At 38.5% G+C, this 22,625-nt stretch carries 24 protein-coding genes; 16 read left to right on the top strand and 8 right to left on the bottom strand.

Features of this window, described 5'->3' with window-relative positions; translation table 11 throughout:
- The first annotated feature begins 74 nt into the window (after positions 1 to 74).
- Positions 75 to 926, top strand: coding sequence for a class I SAM-dependent methyltransferase (locus AC3WJG_RS12080; protein WP_098333791.1), 852 nt, complete (start codon positions 75 to 77; stop codon positions 924 to 926).
- Between the two features lie 57 nt (positions 927 to 983).
- Here the strand turns inward: AC3WJG_RS12080 and rpoN are convergent, their stop codons facing one another.
- Together rpoN and AC3WJG_RS12070 are read right to left on the bottom strand one after the other, a co-directional pair.
- Complete coding sequence (gene rpoN / locus AC3WJG_RS12075) at positions 984 to 2,321, bottom strand: RNA polymerase factor sigma-54 (protein ID WP_335570614.1); 1,338 nt, start codon at positions 2,319 to 2,321, stop codon at positions 984 to 986.
- A 212-nt stretch (positions 2,322 to 2,533) separates the two neighbouring features.
- Positions 2,534 to 2,866, bottom strand: coding sequence for a winged helix-turn-helix transcriptional regulator (locus AC3WJG_RS12070; protein WP_225049546.1), 333 nt, complete (start codon positions 2,864 to 2,866; stop codon positions 2,534 to 2,536).
- Between the two features lie 178 nt (positions 2,867 to 3,044).
- Between AC3WJG_RS12070 and AC3WJG_RS12065 the strand changes: the two genes are divergently transcribed.
- Positions 3,045 to 4,028, top strand: a complete 984-nt coding sequence (locus AC3WJG_RS12065; protein ID WP_337133750.1) for a zinc-binding dehydrogenase — start codon at positions 3,045 to 3,047, stop codon at positions 4,026 to 4,028.
- 87 nt (positions 4,029 to 4,115) lie between these two features.
- On the opposite strand, the gene AC3WJG_RS12060 is transcribed toward AC3WJG_RS12065, so the two are convergent.
- The 3 genes from AC3WJG_RS12060 to AC3WJG_RS12050 all read right to left on the bottom strand — a co-directional run bounded on the left by AC3WJG_RS12060 (position 4,116) and on the right by AC3WJG_RS12050 (position 7,908).
- The gene (locus AC3WJG_RS12060; RefSeq protein WP_255257681.1) at positions 4,116 to 4,250 is read right to left on the bottom strand and encodes a hypothetical protein; all 135 of its coding nucleotides are present in this window, start codon (positions 4,248 to 4,250) and stop codon (positions 4,116 to 4,118) included.
- Positions 4,251 to 4,364: 114 nt separating this feature from the next.
- Complete coding sequence (locus tag AC3WJG_RS12055) at positions 4,365 to 6,149, bottom strand: ABC transporter ATP-binding protein (protein WP_337133890.1); 1,785 nt, start codon at positions 6,147 to 6,149, stop codon at positions 4,365 to 4,367.
- Positions 6,150 to 6,165: 16 nt separating this feature from the next.
- Entirely contained in the window at positions 6,166 to 7,908 is a 1,743-nt protein-coding gene (locus AC3WJG_RS12050) for an ABC transporter ATP-binding protein (protein ID WP_337133748.1), read from the bottom strand.
- A 126-nt stretch (positions 7,909 to 8,034) separates the two neighbouring features.
- On the opposite strand from AC3WJG_RS12050, the gene AC3WJG_RS12045 reads away from it, so the two are divergent.
- Positions 8,035 to 8,520 carry a DUF6985 domain-containing protein gene (locus AC3WJG_RS12045; RefSeq protein WP_013055615.1) on the top strand — a complete coding sequence of 162 codons (486 nt, stop codon included), beginning with the start codon at positions 8,035 to 8,037 and terminating at the stop codon, positions 8,518 to 8,520.
- Positions 8,521 to 8,560: 40 nt separating this feature from the next.
- Here the strand turns inward: AC3WJG_RS12045 and AC3WJG_RS12040 are convergent, their stop codons facing one another.
- Positions 8,561 to 10,111: a solute symporter family protein gene (locus tag AC3WJG_RS12040; protein WP_060744910.1), complete on the bottom strand. Its 1,551-nt coding sequence runs from the start codon at positions 10,109 to 10,111 to the stop codon at positions 8,561 to 8,563.
- Between the two features lie 16 nt (positions 10,112 to 10,127).
- Complete coding sequence (locus AC3WJG_RS12035; protein ID WP_034275644.1) at positions 10,128 to 10,463, bottom strand: DUF485 domain-containing protein; 336 nt, start codon at positions 10,461 to 10,463, stop codon at positions 10,128 to 10,130.
- 498 nt (positions 10,464 to 10,961) lie between these two features.
- Between AC3WJG_RS12035 and AC3WJG_RS12030 the strand changes: the two genes are divergently transcribed.
- The 4 genes from AC3WJG_RS12030 to AC3WJG_RS12015 all read left to right on the top strand — a co-directional run bounded on the left by AC3WJG_RS12030 (position 10,962) and on the right by AC3WJG_RS12015 (position 13,985).
- Positions 10,962 to 11,270 carry a hypothetical protein gene (locus AC3WJG_RS12030; protein ID WP_013055618.1) on the top strand — a complete coding sequence of 103 codons (309 nt, stop codon included), beginning with the start codon at positions 10,962 to 10,964 and terminating at the stop codon, positions 11,268 to 11,270.
- A gap of 216 nt (positions 11,271 to 11,486) precedes the next feature.
- Positions 11,487 to 12,242, top strand: coding sequence for an IclR family transcriptional regulator (locus AC3WJG_RS12025; protein ID WP_028407629.1), 756 nt, complete (start codon positions 11,487 to 11,489; stop codon positions 12,240 to 12,242).
- Positions 12,243 to 12,274: 32 nt separating this feature from the next.
- A complete protein-coding gene (locus AC3WJG_RS12020; protein WP_075421316.1) occupies positions 12,275 to 13,102 on the top strand; it encodes an aldo/keto reductase in 828 nt (275 codons plus the stop codon).
- 121 nt (positions 13,103 to 13,223) lie between these two features.
- A complete protein-coding gene (locus AC3WJG_RS12015; protein WP_028407631.1) occupies positions 13,224 to 13,985 on the top strand; it encodes an SDR family oxidoreductase in 762 nt (253 codons plus the stop codon).
- 93 nt (positions 13,986 to 14,078) lie between these two features.
- On the opposite strand, the gene AC3WJG_RS12010 is transcribed toward AC3WJG_RS12015, so the two are convergent.
- Positions 14,079 to 14,534, bottom strand: a complete 456-nt coding sequence (locus tag AC3WJG_RS12010) for a MarR family winged helix-turn-helix transcriptional regulator (RefSeq protein WP_028407632.1) — start codon at positions 14,532 to 14,534, stop codon at positions 14,079 to 14,081.
- Between the two features lie 352 nt (positions 14,535 to 14,886).
- On the opposite strand from AC3WJG_RS12010, the gene AC3WJG_RS12005 reads away from it, so the two are divergent.
- The 9 genes from AC3WJG_RS12005 to AC3WJG_RS11965 all read left to right on the top strand — a co-directional run bounded on the left by AC3WJG_RS12005 (position 14,887) and on the right by AC3WJG_RS11965 (position 22,625).
- Positions 14,887 to 15,525 carry a biotin/lipoyl-containing protein gene (locus AC3WJG_RS12005; RefSeq protein WP_013055624.1) on the top strand — a complete coding sequence of 213 codons (639 nt, stop codon included), beginning with the start codon at positions 14,887 to 14,889 and terminating at the stop codon, positions 15,523 to 15,525.
- Between the two features lie 42 nt (positions 15,526 to 15,567).
- Positions 15,568 to 17,193 carry a DHA2 family efflux MFS transporter permease subunit gene (locus tag AC3WJG_RS12000; RefSeq protein WP_028407633.1) on the top strand — a complete coding sequence of 542 codons (1,626 nt, stop codon included), beginning with the start codon at positions 15,568 to 15,570 and terminating at the stop codon, positions 17,191 to 17,193.
- 18 nt (positions 17,194 to 17,211) lie between these two features.
- Positions 17,212 to 17,742: an NAD(P)H-dependent oxidoreductase gene (locus AC3WJG_RS11995; protein ID WP_014461382.1), complete on the top strand. Its 531-nt coding sequence runs from the start codon at positions 17,212 to 17,214 to the stop codon at positions 17,740 to 17,742.
- A gap of 8 nt (positions 17,743 to 17,750) precedes the next feature.
- Positions 17,751 to 18,173, top strand: a complete 423-nt coding sequence (locus tag AC3WJG_RS11990; RefSeq protein ID WP_060744913.1) for a hypothetical protein — start codon at positions 17,751 to 17,753, stop codon at positions 18,171 to 18,173.
- 163 nt (positions 18,174 to 18,336) lie between these two features.
- Complete coding sequence (locus tag AC3WJG_RS11985; protein WP_013055628.1) at positions 18,337 to 18,762, top strand: MarR family winged helix-turn-helix transcriptional regulator; 426 nt, start codon at positions 18,337 to 18,339, stop codon at positions 18,760 to 18,762.
- Between the two features lie 116 nt (positions 18,763 to 18,878).
- Entirely contained in the window at positions 18,879 to 19,868 is a 990-nt protein-coding gene (locus AC3WJG_RS11980) for a LacI family DNA-binding transcriptional regulator (RefSeq protein ID WP_208756053.1), read from the top strand.
- Complete coding sequence (gene rbsK, locus AC3WJG_RS11975) at positions 19,861 to 20,739, top strand: ribokinase (RefSeq protein ID WP_337133739.1); 879 nt, start codon at positions 19,861 to 19,863, stop codon at positions 20,737 to 20,739. The genes AC3WJG_RS11980 and rbsK overlap by 8 nt, the downstream gene beginning before the upstream one ends.
- Positions 20,740 to 21,129 carry a D-ribose pyranase gene (gene rbsD / locus AC3WJG_RS11970; RefSeq protein ID WP_013055631.1) on the top strand — a complete coding sequence of 130 codons (390 nt, stop codon included), beginning with the start codon at positions 20,740 to 20,742 and terminating at the stop codon, positions 21,127 to 21,129. It abuts the gene before it with no gap.
- Positions 21,130 to 21,143: 14 nt separating this feature from the next.
- Positions 21,144 to 22,625 (top strand): sugar ABC transporter ATP-binding protein, encoded by a 1,482-nt coding sequence (locus AC3WJG_RS11965; protein WP_492588261.1) that lies wholly within the window; start codon positions 21,144 to 21,146, stop codon positions 22,623 to 22,625.

The raw sequence follows: 22,625 nt of genomic DNA, 5'->3' as shown, positions 1-22,625 counted from the left end.
TCCAGTTTAAAAAGGAACTCTCTTTTTCTTTATGATAGTATAGGTTTACGTATAAAAGAGGGGAACGTGAATACATGCAGCTTACAAAAATTTCGGTATATGAAAGTGATCGTGTGAAAAAGTGGCAGGAAGGGCTGAAAGAATGGGACGGTTCAATATCGGAACGGATGATAAATGACCGAGCTGAAGATGAGTTTTGGCAGCGGTATGTAGAAAAAATGTCTTTTAATTCAGCAAATGACCCTGTAGTAAAACAGCTTCAACAAGAACTTCTTGCTTTTTTGAATCCAACTGACTCTGTTATGGAAATTGGCCCTGGCTGGGGAAATTATACGTTTTCGATTGCTGATTATGTAAAAGAACTTACGTGTATGGATTGTTCGCCAAGCATTATTCGCTACTTACAAACGCAATCAGAGGACCGCTCTAATCTAAAGTTCATAGAAGGTAAATGGGAGTATGAGCGTCTAACAGATAACTATGATGCCGTAGTAGGAATAAACTGTTTTTACCGTATGCATAATATTGTCGATGGTCTCTTAAATATGAATGATTCGGCTAATCGTTTGGCGGTTATAGGCATGTCAACGGGTCCAGAAAAGCCTCACTACGTAGAGTTACATAGAAAGCTTGGGTACGAGATTAAATGGCGCCGTAAGGAATATATTGACTTACTAAATATTTTATATGAACTGGGTATTTACGCGGATTGTAAGCTGGTTCCTATAACCAAAACGGTAACCTATGAGACGTACGAAGATCTTATCAAGAAGAACTCGACAAAGGTGCTTTCTAAAGATATTGACAAGTTAGAAACTGAGAAGATTATTTTACAGCATGTAAAGAAAATAAATGGCACATATGAATATACGTATCAATATCATATGGCTTTTATTTATTGGAAACCGATAAAAAGAACCCGTTGAGTAAAATCAACGGGTTCTTTTTAGTAGGGATAAAGCTGTAATTTAGGATAAGCAATATTAAAATCGTCGCCGCTTAGAAGAACTTTCAATTCCTGCTTCTTCACGGTATTTAGCTACTGTTCTTCTTGAAATCTGAATTCCTTCGCTGGAAAGAAGAGACATGAGCTTTTGATCTGAAAGAGGTTTTAATTTATTTTCTTCGGCAATTAATGTTTTAATTTTTTCTTTTATAAAGGCAGTAGAATTGCTTTGTTCGCCATCAGTTCGCTCTAAAGAATTGGTGAAAAAGTATTTTAACTCAAACAGCCCGCGTGGCGTTTGAATATACTTTCCGTTAGTCGCACGACTTACCGTTGATTCGTGACAGTCTACTTTTTGAGCAATATCTTTTAAGGTAAGCGGCTTTAGCCCCGAAATACCCATTTCAAAAAAATCTTGCTGATGTTCCACAATTGCTTTGGACACGTTGTAAATCGTCGCATTACGCTGCTCAATACTATTGATTAGCCAAGTAGCTTCATGAATTTTTTCCTGTACGTATCGATCGGTTGTTACGCATGCAGAGCGATGAACCAGCTTTTGGTAGGTACTGTTAATTTCGATGGACGGAAGCAGCTCGCTATGAAGAATAACATGATAGCGGCCGTCAATTTTTTGTACCGTTACATCAGGCGAGATGTACTTCGTAAGCGGGACGTGGAAATCTCCTGCTGGCCGAGGATTTAATGTCCGCAAGCAGTCAACAATTTCTTGTACTTCACGCATCGGAATAGAGTATTTTTTTGAAATGTTCCGATATTTTTTGTTAGCAATATCTTCAATATCGTGTTTTACCACGTCGTATAAAAGAGGAGGCTTTGACTTTTTGGCCTTAATTTGAATAAGCAGTGAATCGACAAAATTTTGAGCGCCCACGCCAATCGGATCAAAGCTTTGTAAAACGTGAATCATATCGTTGACTTCGTTAAATGAAACATTCAGCAGTTCGGCTGCCAATTTTGGCTCAATTGCTAAAAAGCCGTTTTTATTTAAGTTTCCAATTAGAAATTGAACGATGTGTTTTTGGTGTGTGTGTAAATGATTTAGCATAGACAGCTGCTCTAATAAATGACTCTCTAATGTCACAGTTTGATCAGATATATAATTAAACGGATTATACTCGTCATCGGTATAACCTTTTGAATATGAACGCTGTTCTCTAGTATCAAATGAATCTTTTTGCTGAGAGTCGCTAGCAGACAGTTTAATTACAGGATTTTCATTGACTTGCTGATGAAGATAATGAACTAAATCGGCCGTAGAATAATTTAAAATGTTGATAGACTGACGTAATTCAGGTGTCATGGCCAATTTTAATAGTTGTTTTTGGGATAAATCTAAACCTAATTGCATCATTGAATCACCTATCATTCTTGAGTTTTATTTCGACAATTCTGGCTGCATCGTTCGACATCATCATAGCTGAAAATGCGAAAGAATTCTATAGTGTTGTCAGATGTTCTTACACAAAGGCTTATCGCAAGAAAGAGTAGGAGAATAGATAAAACAAAAACGAATAGCTCCTGGCAATAGCTATTCGTTTGTTTTAATAGAGCTGCTAGGAGAACTTAGCTGCAATTTGGGGTGTTTCCCATTCTTCTATCTCCCCATGCGCACATCATATTTAAAATTTCTCGTAAGGTTTCGCCTTCTTCACTGAGTGAGTACTCTACTTTAGGAGGAACTTCATTGTATACTTTTCTATTAACCACACCGTCTTTTTCTAATTCTTTTAGCTGTTGAGACAGCATTTTTTTGGTAATAGCGGGCATAGCTCGCTGGAGTTCACTAAAACGTTTTTTGCCTTCTTTTAATAGGCATAAAATAACGACTTTCCATTTCCCGCCGATTACTTCAAGCGTTGCTTCAACAGGTACATTATAGTGGGGTGCTTTCACCATTAATCCTCCATTCATAAACAGATATGAAATATGGATATAATAATTTAATATCCATAGACCTAGGTTACCGGGAAGGTACCTGGTTACATGAAAGTGCCGTCTTTTGTAAACAACATATATTTATTATACTGAAAAAGAACTTTTAATTGAAGGAAGAAATGTAAAAGGGGAGATCTTGGTGAAAGCTTTACTGCTAGAAGGCAAAGGGAAAGTAAGTGAGATGAAAGTCGGAAATATCCAAAAGCCGCGTCCGTCTAAAGGTGAAATTTTAGTTAAAATTAAAGCTACTGCCCTGAACCCTGTAGATTATAAAACAGGAAACGGCGGTAATCCTAGTTGGACATATCCTCACGTATTAGGACTTGATTCAGCTGGCGTTGTCGAGGAAGTGGGAGAAGAAGTCACAGCTGTCAAAGTCGGAGACCGCGTTGTATATCATAGCGATTTATCAAAAAAAGGCGGGTTTGCACGATACGGAGTGACAACAGCTCACACAGTTTCTCTTATTCCGCAAGGGGTTTCATTCGAAGACGCTGCAGCTATTCCATGTGCGGGATATACAGCATATCAAGCATTGTTTCACAAAATGAACGCTTCAAAAGGACAAACAATTTTAATTCACGCAGGTGCTGGAGGGGTTGGAGGGTTTGCCATTCAGCTTGCGAAAAATGCAGGCCTTACAGTGCTCACAACCGCATCTTCAGCCAATCATGAGTTTGTAAAAAGTTTAGGTGCTGATTATGTAATCGACTACCGTAAAGAAGACTTTGAGAAAAAAGTGATGGAGCTTACTGATGGAATTGGTGTAGATTTAGTTTTGGATACCGTTGGGCGAGACAATGCAGACGAGTCAGTGAAGGCTCTTGCTTTTAATGGGCAAATTGCATTCATCGCAGGACCGCCTAATGTAAACGATGCGATTTCGTTTGCGCACCCACTATCGTTTCATCAAGTTGCATTAGGAAGTGTACATCAGTCTAATAACGTAAAAGAACAGCGAAAACTTGCGGAGATGGGAAATAGAATGCTTTTGCTTTTACAAGAAAATAAGCTACATGCACTCGTGGAAAAAGTCATTTCACTAGACGAAGTGCCAGCAGCATTAGATGAACTGGCGACTCGTCGAGTAAAAGGGAAAATTGTAGCTGTAATAGATAAATGATAGAACGAAAAAGAGATTGAGACATAACTATATCAATTCAATCTAAAGATAAACAAATGGAAGAAAGGAGCTCGTATCGATCATTTATTACACTGCTGTGGATTTTGGTGCAAGGCTTCGCTTTCTGCGGCCGGCTGATGAGCCTCCTCGTTGCTTGCGCTCCTGCGGGGTCTCATCCCTTCCGCTGTTCCCGCAGGAGTCTTCGCCTTGCTCTCCACTCAACAGCTAGAAGCAGCTAACTGGATGAACACTACGTTTACCAACACAATGAAAAGGTCCGAACGATTACTCGTTCGGACCTTACTTAAACTACCATACTTTTTGTTTTAGCCTCTTTTAAATCGTAAACTGTTGCGTATAGAGCTTGTGATAAAACCCTTGTTTATCTAGCAGCTCGCGATGATTTCCTTCTTCAATAATTTGTCCGTCTTTTAAGACAAGAATTTGATCTGCATTTTCAATCGTTTTAAGGCGGTGGGCAATGACAAAGCTTGTTTTTCCTTTTAATAGATTACTCATTCCTCGTTGAATATCAATTTCTGTTTTTGTATCAATATTGGAAGTAGCTTCGTCTAAAATTAAAATATCACAGTCAGAAAGCATGGCTCGAGCAATCGATAAAAGCTGCTTTTGACCTTCACTTAAATTTCCTCCGCCAGCTGAAATCACGGTATTGTATTGCTGCGGCAAATGTTTGATAAACGAATGAGCATTGGCCATCTTTGCGGCGCTTTTCACTTCTTCATCGCTGGCATCTAACCGGCCAAATCGAATGTTATCCGCAATCGTACCGGAAAATAAATAGGTATCTTGAAGAACAATGCCGATTCGGTTTCGTAAATCATGGATGTTATAGTCACTGATGGAACGTCCGTCAATTTTAATGTCTCCGTTTGAGATGTCATAAAATCGTGTGAGCAAGTTAATGATGGTTGTTTTACCAGAACCTGTCGGACCGACCAAAGCAACCATTTCACCTTTTTTTGCTGTCAGTGTAACATTTTTTAAAATCATTTTTTCATCGTTATAGCCAAATGATACGTTTTCAAAAGCAACGTCTCCTGCAAATTTTGTAACAGAAAGAGCGTTTGGCTTGTTTGTGACGTCCGGCTGCTCATCCATAATCGCAAACACGCGCTCTGCGCCGGCAATAGCCGAAAGAATGGTGTTTACTAAGTTTGCCATTTGACTGATTGGGCGAGAGAACTGACGTGAGTAGTTAACAAATGAAGCGATCATACCAACTGTAACGCTACCTTGAACAGCCATAAATGCGCCCGCTCCGATCACTAGTGCTAAGCCTAAGTTGTTAATAAAGTTTGTGACAGGACCTAAAAAGCCTGAAAATGTTTCCGCTTTTGTTGCTGAACTTCTCAGCTGTTCATTTCGTTCATTAAAAACAGTTAAAAAGTCTTTTTCCTTACTAAAAAGCGTAACAACTTCTCCTCCAGAGATTGCTTCTTCTACAAAGCCGTTTAGCTCACCTAAGTCTTTTTGACGTTTGACAAAATTTTCACTGCTGCGTTTTAATATTTGTCGAACGATTATAACCATCAAGGGAATAACAATCAGCGTGATAATGGCAAGAATCCAGTTGAGCGAGAACATCGCAATGGTAATGCCGACTAAAGACAAAATAGAGGACAGAGCCTGAATAACGCTTTGACTCAGAGCGCTGTTTAGATTATCAATATCATTTGTGACTCTGCTCATTAACTCTCCGTGAGCTCGTTTGTCAAAAAAGCGAAGGGAGAGAGTCTGAAGCTTTGCAAATAAATCTTGGCGGAGTATTCCAATAGTTGTAAACGAAACGTTCACCATTAAATAGGTTTGCAGCCATGTTAATAAAGATGTCGTGATATAAATTCCTGCAAGAATAAGGGACATTCGTATCGTTCCGCTGATATCTTTAGGAATAATATGCTCATCAATAATAACTCCAATTAAATAAGGGCCTAATAAATTAAGCAGGGAAGTCACAATAACTAAGATTATCGCAGCCGCAAGCGGAGGTTTTCGTTTCCCCATATATGACCAGATTCTGTACAGTGTTTTTTTCGCATTCTTTGGCTTAACTACAGGGCCTTTCATCATTCCTCTAGGGCCGCGAATAGAGCTCATTTGATTTTTACCTTGATTATTCACTAGGCAACACCTCTTTTCCGCCTTGTGCAAGGTAAATGTCGTAATAAAGAGAGCGATAACGAAGCAACTCTTCATGAGTCCCTTGTTCAGCAATTTTGCCTTCATCCATGACGATAATATGATCAGCGTGGAGAAGAGACGAAATTTTAGAAGCAATAATGATAACGGTGGCATCAGCAAACTCTTCTTTTAAATGTTTTAGTACCTGCGCTTCTGAGACAGCGTCCAATGCCGAAGTTGCATCATCGATGACCAGGATAGCGGGCTTTCTAACAAATGCACGCGCGATTGAAAGACGCTGCTTTTGCCCTCCTGATAAATTGGTTGCTCCTCGCGTTAAAGGATACTCATATCTTTCTGGAAGTTTTTCAATAAACTCCGTTGCGCATGCAAAATCCGCAGCATCTTCAATTTCTGAGGAAGAAGCCTGATCTTTTCCCATTCGAATATTCATATCAATCGTGCCGGTAAACAGCGTAGCTTTTTGAGGAATAAACCCAATGGATGAGCGAAGCACTTTTACGTCATAGTCCGTAAGGTTTTTTCCATCTACGAAGATTTCGCCGTCATCAGGATCATATAAGCGGGAAATAAGTTTTGCAAGCGTCGACTTCCCGCTTCCAGTAGAGCCGATAATGCCAATGGTTCCCCCGTGTCTAGCAGTGAACGAAATATCTTTTAATACGTTTTCGCCATTTTTACTATAGCTGTATGTAACGTTTTGAAACGATAGATCACCTTTAAGTCTGTTGATTTGAGCAGCAGAGTTTGCTGGAGGGATGTCTATTTTTGTTTTTAAAACAGAATCGATTCGTTCAGCTGAAGGGAATGCGCGTGTAATTTGCATCAGCACCATGCTGCTTGACATAAGTCCGTTTAAAATAATCGTTAAGTAATTAATAAAAGCTAAAATCACACCTGCTTCAATTTTTCCTGCTTCGACTTGAAGTCCTCCCAGCCATAGAGTAGCTACCATTCCGATATTTACGACAAATAAAATAACGGGCATTAAAAGCGAAATAAGCTGAACAGCACTCATATTAGCTCGCGTCAAGGAGCTGTTTGCTTCTTTAAACTGATTGATTTCATACGATTCTCTTACATACGCTTTTACTACACGCATCCCTGATAAATTTTCTTGGACTTTTGTATTTACACGATCAACGCTTTGCTGAACTTTTTTAAAAAGTTTTCCAGCTTTCGTGATCACAAACCAAATGCATAAAAATAAAATAGGGACGACCACAACGATAATAGGAAACAAAGAACGAGCGGTTAATAACACGATCACAATACTTCCTGCAAAAAGTAAAGGACCTCTAACTAATACTTTTAGCGTCATATTCAATGCGTTTTGAACACTCGTTACATCATTTGTCATGACGGTAATTAAGTGACCAGTCCCTAGTTTGTCTCTGTTGCTGTTTGAGAGGTTTTCAATTTTTTCAAAAAGCGATTTCCGAATATCGGTAGAAAAATTTACTGCCGCTTTTGTGCTAAGGATGGCGCAGACGATACCGGCAGCTAAGCCAATGACTGCTAACATGAGCATAAGGATACTTCGCGTGATAACATATGTTTGAACGTTGTTTGCAATGCCATAATCAATGATATGCTGCATAATAGTAGGCTGAAGAAGGTCAGCTAACACTTCAATTACCATCAATAGCGGGGCAAACAGCGCGAGCCATTTGTAAGGTTTTAAGTAAGGGTACAAAGATTTAATTGTATTCACACATTGTGGCACTCCTTTCTGTAAAAAATATGGTAACATAGAATAAGTTTAGAAGTTTGTTTCAAGCACCATTTATTATACGCCAATGCAAGCAGAAATCCACTTTTTGAGAGGGTCAGGTATGCAATGAATCAAACATTACGAGTACATCATCCGCTTTTTGGATCTTTGTTATATGACTCGGCCTGGGTTGGAGAAAAACAGGTCACTTTCTTTGGACAAAAACAACAGGTGTTGCTGACAATTGATGGAGATAAAGAGAAGCCATTTCAAAAACGACAAGAAGAGGCCTTTCAAGCATTTTGGCTTCAAGGTGAATTATTGTTAAAGAGGACGGAAAAAGCTCTTTTTGATTATTATCAGCAGGTGCGAGATGAATACAGAACTCAAGTTGAAAAAGACGTGGTAGACTTATTAGTTCCGAATGTAAAAAAGCGAAAAGACATCGGTTTTTTAGTTGAGTGTATTCAAATCTTTGTTCCTGAAGCACCTCATGATACAAGAGAACTTGGTTTGTTTTTTGAATGTACGTGGGAAGAAGAGCATATGTTAGCTGTAAAGTTTAGAAATGAACAAATTTCCGCTATTGGTTTACAAGAAGATTTATTCTAGTAAAAAGCCTTGAAGCAACCTGCTTCAAGGCTTTTTGGCATTAATGCTTGACGGGCTCTTCGATTCCCATGCCTGTATTTGCTTTTACTAAAATCTCATCAAATTTCTTTTCGTCTGCTTTTTTAGACGAAAGAAGTGTTCCTATAAAAGCAGCTAAGAAGCCTAGAGGAATAGAGATAATACCAGGGTTTGTTAGCGTAATGAGCGGTTCACCTACAAAGATAGCAGCTCCCGGCTCAGGTGCCCATACGTTAGGACTAATGGCAACTAAAAACAGGGAGCTGAATAGTCCAACCAGCATGCCAGTGACTGCTCCTGTTGTATTAAAACGTTTCCAAAAAATAGTGAGAAGAATAATTGGCAAGTTAGCGCTCGCTGCTACCGCAAACGCAAGTGCCACTAAAAATGCCACGTTCATGTTTTGAGCAAATAATGCAAGAATAATAGATAAAATGGATACCCCAATAGAAGCCCATCGTGCAGCCACTACCTGTTCTTTTTCAGTAGCATCTCCTTTACGCAGAATATGACTATAGAAGTCGTGCGCGAATGCTGAAGCTGCTGAGAGCACCAGTCCAGCTACAACAGCTAAAATTGTAGCAAATGCTACAGCTGAAACGAACGCAAAAAGAAAGTCTCCGCCAAGAACTTGAGCGAGCAGAGGAGCCGCCATATTTCCTGCTGCATTTGCTTTGATAATATCATCATATCCTACAAAAGCAGCAGCACCGAATCCTAAAAAGATTGTCATAATGTAAAAAACGCCAATGATCCACGTTGCATAAATAACAGACTTTCTTGCGGTGATGGCATCTTTTACTGTGAAGAAACGAATAAGGATATGAGGCAGGCCTGCTGTACCAAGAACAAGAGCTAAATTCAACGAAATCATGTCCAGCGGATTTTTGAATTTATTTCCTGGATTTAAAAAGCCGTCACCAAGAGGAGTTGCAGTTTTCATCTCGGAAAACATTTTAGCTAAGCTAAAATCAAATTTTGAAAATACGATAATGGAAATAATGAACGTACCAATCATCAGAAGCAAGGCTTTGACAATCTGAACCCAGCTAGTCGCTGTCATTCCTCCAAATACAACGTAAACCGTCATCAAGACGCCGACAATCAAGACAGAGTATACGTAATCTAGACCAAGTAATAAATGAATTAATGCTCCTGCTCCAACAAGCTGCGCAATCATGTAAAAAATGGAAATGGTGATCGTGTTTAACGCAGCAACTCCCCGCACTTTCTTTTCGTTAAAACGAGCTGCTATCATATCTGCCATCGTGTACTTTCCTAAGTTGCGAAGGGGTTCAGCTACAATGTATAACACAACCAGGTAGGCAACTAAAAAGCCGATGCTGTAAAAAAAACCGTCAAATCCAGAAAGCGCTACCATTCCAGCTATGCCTAAAAATGATGCAGCAGACATATAATCTCCGGCAATTGCCATACCGTTTTGCCAGCCGGTTAAACTTCCATCTGCTGTATAAAAGTCACTGGTCGTTTTTGTCCGCTTGGATGCCGCATACGTAATGATTAGCGTAAGACCTACAATGGCTAAAAAAAGTGAAAAAGCTAGTACGTTCATTGATTTAACCCCCTATTTAATTTGCAGCTTCTTTTTTAATCGTGTCAACAAGTTCATCGAATTTCGAGGCTCTTTTTGTGTATAGAATGCATAGGGTCCAGGTCATCACAAACTGTGCAAAAGCAAATACCCAGGCCCAGGTCATAGAAGCAAAAGCTGGTTTGTTTAGGACGGTTGTGTAAGCCGTTAAGATAGGCAAGGTAAAATAAAAAGCAAGAAAAAACAGAGAGAGCGGTAAAATAAAATTGCGTTTTTGTTTTAAAAGCTTTTGAAATGAAGCAGACTGTACAATTTCTGTGTAATCAGGAGAGGAAGAAGCATTGTTTACCTTCTTTAAAGAATTTTCATTCATCGCCAAGCAGAATTCCCCCTTTAATAATAAATAGATGAAGCGAAAAGCTTCATATCACTTGAATTATATTATTTTCGGAATAAAAAGTAAATTCTGTCTTTTTGTGAGAATGGTAACTGTGTAGGTTTTTTAATATACTGAAGGTTCGTAATAAATGCATACTGACATAATAAAAAAAGAACAACATTTAATACAAAGGAAAAATCATTCGCAAAAGAAATGTTGAAATTAATCCTTAGTTTCTTATATATATAAGGCTTTTCTTTATTATTTAAACGTTATTTGTTTGTTTGATCTTTTGAAAAAGAAAAGAAGATGATGATAGAATCATAAGCACACAATAATGCTTAGAGAGGAAACAGGTTGAGAAAATAAGCTATTATTTAGAGATGGTTATAAATAGACAAGATATTATGAAAGATTTCTATATGAATGATATTTTTTCTTTATAGTAAACAAATAATGTAACTACTTATATAAAAGAGAAAAGGTGAAAGAATGGCATTTGGAATTAAACGCCCGGAACTAAACGCATGGAAAGCAGCTGTTAAGCGAGGAGAGATCGCGTTTTTAACTCATTATTGGCTTGATGAGCGTTTTCCACATGCAACTACCGTAACAAAAGTAGGTTGCAGTGACTTAAATAAGCTGATTAAGTGGGGAAAAAAGTACGGTATTCCCGCTAAGTATATTGATAATCGATCCGGCTATCCTCATTTCGATTTACTAGGTGAGCGTCAGAAAGAAATTATGAAAAAGGAAAATCAGCTGGAGCAGCTGAAGCGATTTGAAGAAGTTAACGAGTGAAAAGCAAAACTAATTTCAAAAAATGTAAAAAAATTCTATTGTTAAGACTTTTTTTATGTTTAAATAGAAAAAACAGTGGAATAGATTAAGAAGAACAATCACGTTATGTATTCTCTTATATAGGGAAAATAACTTAGTGTAGTTTCCTTATTTGATACGATAAAGAGCTTTGTTTTATAATAAAATTGTTGTTCGGATAAAAGGAGGAAGAAGGGCATGTCCGAGGTTGGAACTTTAAAAAAAGGATTAGATATCTTCTCTTTGCTTTTAAACCGTCCGAATATGACTATTCCAGAAATGATGGAAGCGCTCGGTTTTAATAAGAGTACGATGTATCGTCTTGTGAGCACGCTTGAGCAAAACGGATTTATTGTAAGAAACCCGTCTAACCGCTATACGGTTTCACCGCAACTGGTGCTGGCACTCGTGCAAAATACGATGCATACGAACTATGAAATGAATTGGCTCTCTGTTCCTGCTATGCAGAAGCTGAGTGAAGAGACCAAAGAGACCATTTATGCGGGAATTCTCCATCATAAACAAATGGTTACAACTCAGGTGGTTAACGGGCAATATAGCACTCGTACGCATTCTGAAGTAGGAAATAAAAAGCCGCTTCATGCAAATGCTATTGGAAAGTGTATTCTTGCTTATCAAGAGGACAGCGCACAAAAATCTATTCTTCATGAACTTTCGCTTGAAGCTTATACAGATCGAACGATCACCGAGCTGGACAAGCTTGAAGCTGATTTAGCTTTAAGTAAGGAAAGAGGATATGCTGTCGACGATGAAGAACGGGAGCCGGGCGTTCGCTGTATTGCAGCCCCTATTTTCAGAAAAGGAAAAATAATGGCGGCTATTGCTTTATCAGGTCCATCCTTTCGTATTTCACAAGAGAAAGACGAAGAACATGCTGCACTTGTTAAACAGTGCGCAGAACAAATTTCACAAGCAATTACTCTTTACGAATAATTCAATAGTAAAAAAAGGGGATGAACAGCAACATGGAAAACTTACAGTCAACGACGACCTTAGCAAACGGCGTTAAAATGCCTTGGTTAGGTTTAGGTGTTTATAAAGTAGAAGATGGTCAAGAAGTTGTAGATTCAGTTAAATATGCAATCAAAGCTGGATATAAAAGCATTGATACGGCTAAAATTTATGAAAATGAAGAAGGCGTGGGACAAGCGATCAAAGAATCAGGTGTTTCTCGCGAAGAACTGTTTGTTACATCAAAAGTGTGGAATGCAGATCAAGGATATGACACAACTATTCAAGCGTTTGAAACAAGCTTAAACAAGCTAGGTCTTGAATATTTAGATTTATACTTAATTCACTGGCCAGTTGAAGGCAAGTATAAAGATACGTGGAAAGCACTTGAAAAGCTTTATAAAGATGGGAAAATTCGTGCAATCGGCGTATCAAATTTCCAAGTTCATCATTTAGAAGACTTAATTGCAGACGCAGAAGTCAAGCCGATGGTAAACCAAATCGAATTTCATCCACTTTTAACACAAACAGAAGTGCGTGAATACTGCAAAAAACAAGGAATCCAAGTGGAAGCATGGTCACCGCTTGCACAAGGTGAGCTGCTTGATAACGAAGTGTTAACTCAAATTGCTGAAAAGCACGGAAAATCAACTGCTCAAGTTATCTTACGTTGGGACTTGCAAAACGAAGTAGTAACTATTCCTAAGTCAACAAAAGAACATCGTATTATCCAAAATGCAGACGTATTTGATTTTGAATTAAATGCAGATGAAGTTGAAAAAATTAACGCATTAAATCAAAATCATCGCGTAGGTCCTGATCCGGATAACTTTGACTTTTAATTTTAAAGCAAGACTAAAACGTCTTGTAAGATAAATAATAAACAAAGCGCTATTGTCATTCATGCAGTAGCGCTTTGTTTATTAAAGAGTAAATGCGATGGTTGAACGAGGAGGAAAAGTAATGAAGATGTCAGAAAACACTATTTTAATTACGGGCGGAGCATCAGGAATTGGGTTGTCGCTTGCAGAACGGTTTTTAAATGAAGGAAATGAAGTTATTATTTGTGGAAGAAGGGAGTCAAAGCTGCAAGAAGCAAAAGAAAAATTCCCTTCATTACATACAAAAGTGTGCGATGTATCAATAGAAGAAAGCAGAGTAGAGCTAGTAAAATGGGCGACTGAAAGATTCCCGAAATTAAATGTTATTGTGAATAATGCAGGCATTCAGCAGCGCGTAAATCTTTTACACATGCACAAAGAGTGGCAGTATTACGAAAAAGAACTAATGAGTAATGTAAGTGCTCCTATTCATTTAACGTCGTTATTGATTCCTCATTTCGTTCAGCAAGAAGGTGCTGCGGTTATTAACGTTACTTCCGGGCTGTCTTTAACACCTGGAGCATGGGTGCCAATCTACAGCGCAACAAAAGCGGCATTAAGGTCGTTTACGATTAGTCTAAGACATCAATTAGAAGAAACAAATACCGAAGTGATAGAAATTCTTCCTCCAGCCGTGAACACGGATTTGGGAGGACCGGGACTTCATACATTTGGAGCACCGCTTGATGACTTTGCCGATTCGATATTTGAAGAATTGAAAAAAGGTAAAATCGAAATTGGCTATGGAGACAGCGCTAAGAGGCTTCATGCTTCCAAAGAAGAAATTGAGAAAGCTACAGCACAGGCTTGGAGTGGATTTTTGAAAAATAATCCTGAATTTTAAAGACAGCAAACAAAAAGCTTACTAAACTCGTCAATAGTAGCGGGTCATAAAAAGCGTGTGTCCATAAAATAAATGAACACACGTTTTTTAGCATTAACGATCTACAGTTTGTCTAATTCGTTTTTCCATTTTTTCAAGCATGCGGAGGTACTCATCCTGTTCTTCAGGAGTTAGAGCAAAAAGCATGTCTTGCCAAAATAAATTCCGCTGCTCAATTACATAGTTCACTAATGTTTCGCCAGCCTCTGTTAAGGATATCCATACAATTCGGCGGTCTTTTTGGTCACGTACGCGCTTAATGAGTGCATCATCTTCTAATTGATTTAATAAAATGGTAGTAGCTCCGGAAGTTAGCTTTAGATTTGAAGAAATTTCCGCTACCATACGTTTAGAGCTGACTCCAATGAATTTTAGAATTAAAAATTTCGTAATGGTCAAACTATAGGGCTGCTCACTGATTTTATCTTCCAAGAGCTTTCGCTTGAGTTCAAATAATGAGGTTTTAACTTGGTCAAGTTTTTCTAGTTTATCTATTAACTGCTGATCCATTATAATCACCTTTTCTTTATCATTATAGGTGTTAAACAATTGCTGCTAGTTACCTATTGTGGTTTATGTATATAGGGAGTTTGTTCCAAAAAAAGAAGCTGTTTTTGTGTATAACCCTATGCTTATATATCTAACTTTAAAGTAAAGTAAAGTACTTGTAAAGAAACCAAAACTTTTAAGTTGTATTTCAGTTAAAGATGTAGTAAAGTATTCAGTCGGGAAAACTTTATGAAACATAAATGTTTAGTTTTAAAAATAAATTAAAATCAAAGTTATTTACAACTAAATATCTTTGTGATAAAGTTATCTAGCGTAATACTTAACTGAATGAAATATTAAGGAGGTAAAATAAATGTCAAGAGGGCGTTTAATTTTAATGAACTTTATCGGAATTATTGTAGTATTAGCTTTAATTATTGGTGGGGGATACTATTATATTCAAAAATCTAATTATGTATCCACAGACAATGCAAAAGTGTCCGGCGACCTTTATACAGTAGTAGCGCCAGCGGCAGGTAAAGTAGCAAGCTGGAACGTTGAAGAAGGTAAAGATGTTTCAAAAGATGATGAGGTAGCTAAAATCCAATCAGAAGATGGAGAAAAAACAGTTACAGTACCAGAAGACGGTAAAATCATCAAAACACAGGTAAAAGAAAATCAAATGGTTCAAGCTGGTCAACAAATTGCTAGCGAAGTAGATATGAATAACTTATTCATCATTGCAAACATTAAAGAAGACAAATTAAAAGATATTGAAGCTGGCGATGACGTTGATGTAACAGTTGACGGAGATACTAAAACAACAATCGATGGAAAAGTAGAAGAAATCGGTTATGCAACAAACTCAATTTTCTCATTAATGCCAAGTTCTAATTCAGACGGCAACTATACGAAAGTATCACAAACAGTTCCTGTTAAAATCTCTATTTCTAACTACTCTGAAAACGTACTACCAGGTATGAACGCAGAAGTTAAAATCTCTAAAAACTAAGAACGTACATGATTAAGAAGAGAAGAAAGGAGGAAGGAACTGATGTCAGCAAACACGATACAACCAGAGGAAAGCTCAGTTAAAAAGCATATTCCGCTGCTAGTCGTACTTATGCTTGGATTGTTCTTAGCAATTTTAAACCAAACGCTGCTAAATGTTGCGATCCCGCATCTGATTACAGAGTTTGGCGTTACAGCTAATACGGCACAGTGGTTGCTTACAGGATACATGCTTGTAAATGGTGCACTTATTCCATTATCAGCCTATTTAATTGAACGTTTTGGAGTTCGTCGCTTATTCTTATTTGCAATGGCCTGCTTTACAATAGGGGCACTTGTCTGCGGAATTGCGCCGACTTTCTCGATTATGCTAATCGGACGTCTTGTTCAAGCAGTCGGAGGCGGAGTGCTAGCACCTCTAGTTATGACCATTATCGTATTTATTTTCCCTCCTCATATGCGCGGAAAAGGAATGGGTATCTTTGGTTTAGCCATGATGTTCGCTCCGGCAATTGGACCGACGCTTTCAGGATGGGTTATTCAAAACTATGACTGGCACATTTTATTTACGGGAATGGTGCCACTAGGTGCGCTCGTATTTATTATTGCAGCTTTTAAATTAAAAGATATTAAACCACCTCAAAATGTAAAAGTAGATCTAATTTCTGTGTTTACATCTCTTGCAGGTATGGCTTTACTTCTATACGGCTTCAGTGAAGCTGGAAACGATGGCTGGACGGATTCAGTTGTATTGTCAACGATGATTGGCGGTATTGTCTTATTAATCATCTTTGTCGTGCAGCAGCTTCGACTTAAGAGTCCATTACTTGATGTGAGAGTATTTAAATACAGTATTTTCTCATTATCTAATATCATTAGTATTGCCATTACAATTAGTATGTATGCTGGTATGTTCTTATTGCCAATTTACTTGCAAAACATTCGTGGCTATTCAGCATTTGATTCAGGTTTATTAATCTTGCCCGGTGCACTTGTTATGTTAGTTATGTCACCAATTTCTGGTACGCTGTTTGATAAATTAGGACCGCGTCCACTAGGGATTGTCGGGATGTTGATTACGGTTGTAACAACATTTGAATTTACAAAATTAACGCTTGAAACACCGTTTAGTCATATTGTTATTATTTATATGATCCGTGCATTCGGTATGTCATTATTGATGATGCCAATTATGACGGCTGGTTTAAATCAGCTGCCGGCAAAATTAAGCAGCCATGGTACATCAATGGCGAACACGCTTCGTCAAGTGAGTGGTTCAATCGGTATCAGTTTAATGACTACAATCTTTACAAATCGCACAACATATCATGTGAATGAAATGAGCAGTTCCATGACTACATCCGATCCATTCTTTATGAATAACTTCCAGGCATTTGTGCAAAAAATTGCTCAAACGCTTCACCTTTCTCAAACAGAGGCGCAAAAACAAGCTTTAACAACATTAGCTGGAAAAGTTCAAGCGCAAGCAACTGTGCAAGGAATTAACGACGCGTTTTATTGGACAGTTATTATTGCCATTATTGGATTGATTTTAAGTTTCTTCCTACGTGATGTTCGTAAAGATGCAGTAGTAGAAGTAGAAGAGACAGAAAAAGAAACAACAGACGATATTCGTATGTTACCGGCACCAAAAGATATGAACTCATAAGCAACGGAGGGATAAAGGATGAAAATTTGTATCGTATATGATAGTGAAGGCGGACATACAGAAGCATTAGCAAAAGCGATTGCTTCTGGCGCCGAGCTGTCTGGAGAAGCAACTGTATATGTAAAGCATGTAGAAGAAGCAGATGTACGTGAACTGCCTGAAATGGATGCTATTATTTGGGGCTGCCCAGGGCATTTTGGAACAATCAGTTCAGGGTTAAAAACGTGGATTGATAAATTAGGTTATTTATGGGCAGAAGGTAAATTAATTGATAAAGTAGGTGCGGTGTTCTGTACAACAGCTACAACGCACGGTGGCTTAGAAGCAACGCTTTTAAATTTAATCACACCGATGCTTCATCAAGGAATGGTTATCGCTGGCTTACCAGGTAACATTCCAGAAAATGCGCTGTACGGTACTTATTACGGTGTGGGAATTACTTGTCCAATCGAAGGTGACGAATTATTAACAGAGAACGACCAAGCGCTAGGTAAAGCGTTAGGAGAACGTGTTGTTCAAGTGACTAAACGAATGACACAAGGACAGTAGGTGACAGTATGTTAGGTATTTTACTGATCGTTGTAGCTGTGATTCTGGTTGTACTAATTATTACAATGAATGCTAAAGCATCATCTTCTAAGCGCCAGCGTACAGTTCCACCTAAAAAAGAAGCGGCTGCTTCAAATGCTCCTAAAGAGCCAAAAGTAGAAGAGAAAAAAGTGGCAGAAAAAAAACCTGCAACACCAAAAGAAGCACCAAAAGAAGAGCCAAAAGAGCCACAGGCCAAGACGGAAACGAGAACATCTAGACATAAGAAAGAAAAAGATGTCATGAACGATGATATGTATCGTCAAGTGCTGCAAAAGTTTAGAGAAGGCGAAAAAGACGACACGGTTTTTACAAAAGAAGAACGTGACGTTATGAATGATGACGCTTTTCGTAAGGCTTTAAGATCGTTTAAGAAAAACGATAGTGAATGAGTTTCTTCTATTATAATAGTACGGAATAAAATAGATAGAAAATAGGTTATAAGCATTCCGCGAAACCAGCCGCTCTCCCCAGGCTAGGTTTTGCTTGGAGTGCAGCAGGGGGCTGACATGTTAACCATCGACTCCCTGATTATAAGAAAGGGGACGTCAAAACATGGAACAGCTCACATTTATTGAAGAGGTCCAGAGAATTTCGATATCCCTTAACAAAAAGGTAATGACAGAGATAAAAGAAAGGTTACTTTCACAAGGGATTACACCTTTTCAATATCATATCTTATTAATTATCGGTAAGTGCAGTCACATTGGAGTAACCAAGCTGGCAGAAGAGATGCGCGTCAAGCCTAGTGCAATTACTCCTGTTATTAATCGTTTAATAGACTTAGAGTTAGTTTCACGCTATCACTCTAAAGAGGATCGCCGCAAAGTAAACATTGAGTTAACAGCTAAAGGTGAACAAGTGATTGAAGAAGCAAATGAAATTGTGCAAAAGATGATTGCTCATTTCTTTTCTTGCTATGAACCGAAAGATCAAGAGCAATTTTTGAAATTATTTAAGAAACTAGACGCTAATATCTAATGAAAGAAAAATCACTTCTTAATGAAGTGATTTTTTTTAATAAAAAGATTGTCAACTTCACTTTTCCATGTTATCATTTGTGTAAACGGTTACATATATGAAGGGAGGGAAATAAAGTGGTAACAATTCGCGATGTAGCAAAAGAAGCAGGCGTGTCCGTTGCGACCGTTTCGCGCGTTTTAAACAGTACAGGATATGTAAAAGAAGACACGCGTGTGCGAGTAATGAATACAATTCAAAAATTAAACTACAGCCCTAACGAGGTAGCCCGTTCGCTTTATACACGTGAATCTCGTTTGATTGGTCTCTTGCTTCCAGACATTACAAACCCTTTTTTCCCTCAGCTTGCACGAGGAATAGAAGATGAAGTACATAGCCATGGATTTCGTTTAATTCTTGGCAATAGTGATGAGCAGTTAGAGAAAGAATTAACTTATCTCCAAACGTTTACGCAAAACCATGTAGTAGGGATGATCACGGCAACAACAAGTCTAGCTCAGAAACTATATGAAGGTCTTACATTTCCCGTCGTGTTTTTAGATAGAAGTTCTGATCAGTATCCATCCGTTTATGCTGATGGTTTTGAAGGTGGAAAACTTGCTGCAGAAGAAATAATCAAAAGAGGAAGTAAAAGAATTACACTTATCAAAGGTCCAGTAAATGTAAAGCCTGCTCAGGAACGTTTTCAAGGCTCTCTGTCTGTTTTGAGTCAGTCTGATGTAGACTTTTACGTATTAAATACAAATTCTCTAGCGTTTGACGATGCGCAGAAATGGGCAAAGGAAATCTTTCAAAAGTACCCTGAAACGGACGGGATTATTGCAAGTAATGACATTGTAGCCACAGCCGTTTTACACGAGGCGTTTCGATTAGAAAAAAGCGTGCCTGATGATCTACAAGTAATTGGTTTTGATGATATTCCGCAAAGCCGCTTTTCGTTTCCAGCGCTGTCTACAATTCGTCAGCCTGCTTATGAAATGGGCAAGCAAGCAGCAGGTCTGTTAATAAAATGCATTAAGAAAGAACCTTTAATTCAAAAGCAAGTACAACTACCCGTTACGTTTATTGAACGAAATACGACACGAAAGGTTGAGGAACATGGCTAAAGTAACTGTGATTGGAAGTTCATCAATGGATTTAGTAGTAACATCAAATATTCGTCCTGGAGCTGGAGAAACAGTATTAGGAGAATCATTCAAAACCGTTCCGGGAGGAAAAGGAGCGAACCAAGCTGTTGCAGCAGCCCGTCTTGGAGCTGATGTGAGTATGATTGGGTGTGTGGGCGAAGATCATTACGGAAAAGCAATCCTGGAGAATTTCAAATCAAACGGTGTATCTGTGGAAAATGTGAAACCGGTTACAGATTCAGATAGCGGAACAGCGCACATTATACTCGCTGAAGGAGATAACAGCATTGTAGTCGTCAAAGGAGCAAACGATTATATTACTCCAGACTACATGGAAAAAGCAAAAGAAAAAATTAAAGAAGCGGATATCGTACTTATTCAGCAAGAGATTCCAGAAGAAACGGTTGAATATGTTGCTGAGCTTTGTCAGGAACTTAAAGTACCGCTTTTGTTAAATCCGGCGCCTGCAAGACCATTAAAAGCAGAAGTGATTGAACAAGTTTCTTACATCACTCCAAATGAACATGAAGCAGAGCTTTTATTTGAAGGAAAAGAAAAAGAAGAAGTATTAAAACAGTATCCAAATAAATTGTTTATTACAGAAGGAAAACAAGGTGTGCGCTATTTTAACGGCAAGAAAGAAGTATTGGTTCCTTCTTATCAAGTAGAAACGATTGATACAACAGGAGCAGGAGATACATTTAACGCAGCGCTTGCTGTGGCACTTGCCGAAGGAATGGGTTTTGAAAAAGGAATTCAGTTTGCTAATCGCGCAGCTTCGCTATCCGTCACTAAATTTGGTGCACAAGGCGGTATGCCGACTCGCAAAGAAGTGGAGGAGAGTCTGTAAATGAAACGTCACGGAATGATTAACAGTCATATTACGAAAATACTAACAGATCTAGGTCATACAGACACTATTGTCATTGCAGATGCAGGGTTACCTGTTCCGAGTGATGTGCCTAAAATTGATTTATCTTTAAAGCTAGGAGTGCCTAGCTTCGAAGATGTAGTAGTAGCTGTGTTAGAAGATATGGCTACAGAAAAAATAGTGATTGCTTCTGAGATGAAAGAAAGAAATCAAAAGGCTTACGAGTTGATGGAAAAGCAAAACATCTTAGTAGAAGAAGTATCGCATGAACAATTAAAAATGCTGACAAGCAAAGCGAAAGTTGTGATTCGTACAGGAGAAGCAACTCCTTATGCAAACTGTATTTTACAAGCGGGAGTTATTTTTTAAAAGAGGTGAACAGCATGCATATTGCAATGAGAGGGATTCATAAAGCCTTTGGAGCAAACCGTGTACTAAGAGGCGTGGATTTTGAATTACATGAAGGTGAAGTTCACGCACTAATGGGGGAAAATGGAGCGGGGAAATCTACGCTGATGAATATTTTAACCGGCCTTCATAAAAAAGATGAAGGGCAGATTCTGATTGATGGCAAAGAGACGTATTTTCAAAATCCAAAAGAAGCAGAACAAAACGGAATTACCTTTATTCATCAAGAGCTGAACGTTTGGCCTGAAATGACGGTGCTTGAGAACTTATTTATCGGCAAAGAATTAAAAACGCCTTTAGGTTTTTTAAAAACAAAAGAAATGAAAGCGTTAGCAAAGAAGCAGTTTGAAAAATTAGCTGTGACCATTCCTCTTGATCAAGAAGCGGGACTTTGTTCTGTCGGACAGCAGCAAATGATTGAAATAGCCAAAGCGCTGATGACGAATGCAAAAGTCATTATCATGGATGAGCCAACCGCAGCGCTTACTGAAAGAGAAATTCAAAAGTTATTTGACGTAATTAATGCGCTGCGAAGACAAGGTGTGTCGATTGTGTATATTTCACATCGTATGGAAGAGATTTTTGCTATTTGTGATTCCATTACGGTCATGCGTGACGGACAGACGGTAGACAAAAAGCCGATTCCAGAAACCAGCTTCGATGACGTGGTTCGCAAAATGGTAGGAAGAGAGCTAACCGATCGATTTCCTGCTAGGACATCTCCTAAAGGAGACGTTGTATTTGAAGCAAAAGGCTTGGAGAGAAAAGGTGTATTTCATGACGTTCATTTTTCAGTGCGATCAGGAGAAATTGTCGGTGTTGCGGGGCTAATGGGAGCTGGCAGAACCGAAATTATGCGCGCTATCTTCGGGCTTGATCCATTAGAAAAAGGCGAAATTATATTAAATGGCAAACGGGTCAGTATCACAAAGCCCGACCAAGCCATTAAATTAGGTCTCGGGTTCATTACAGAAGATCGTAAAACAGAAGGGCTCGTCCTGGATTTTTCTATTCGAGAAAATATTGCGCTTCCAAGTCTATTCAGCTTTTCGCCAAAAGGCTTTATTGAACAAAAAAGCGAGCAGCAATTTGTAGATTTACTTATTAAACGTTTAACGATCAAAACCGAGTCGTCTGAGACGAGTGCGGGTAACTTATCGGGAGGCAATCAGCAAAAAGTAGTGATTGCCAAGTGGATTGGCATTGGACCAAAAGTGCTGATTTTAGATGAACCAACTCGAGGAGTTGACGTCGGGGCAAAGCGTGAAATTTATCAGCTTATGAATGAACTGACAGACAGAGGCGTGGCTATTATCATGGTGTCTTCAGAGCTTCCGGAAGTGCTCGGCATGAGCGATCGCATTTTGGTTGTGCATGAAGGAAAAATAACGGGTGAACTGACAAGTGAAGAAGCAACTCAAGAAAAAATTATGACATTTGCAACAGGAGGTCAGTAA

Source organism: Priestia sp. FW507-14D1A (assembly GCF_058781295.1).
This window is presented reverse-complemented; position numbering and strand designations above follow the sequence as displayed.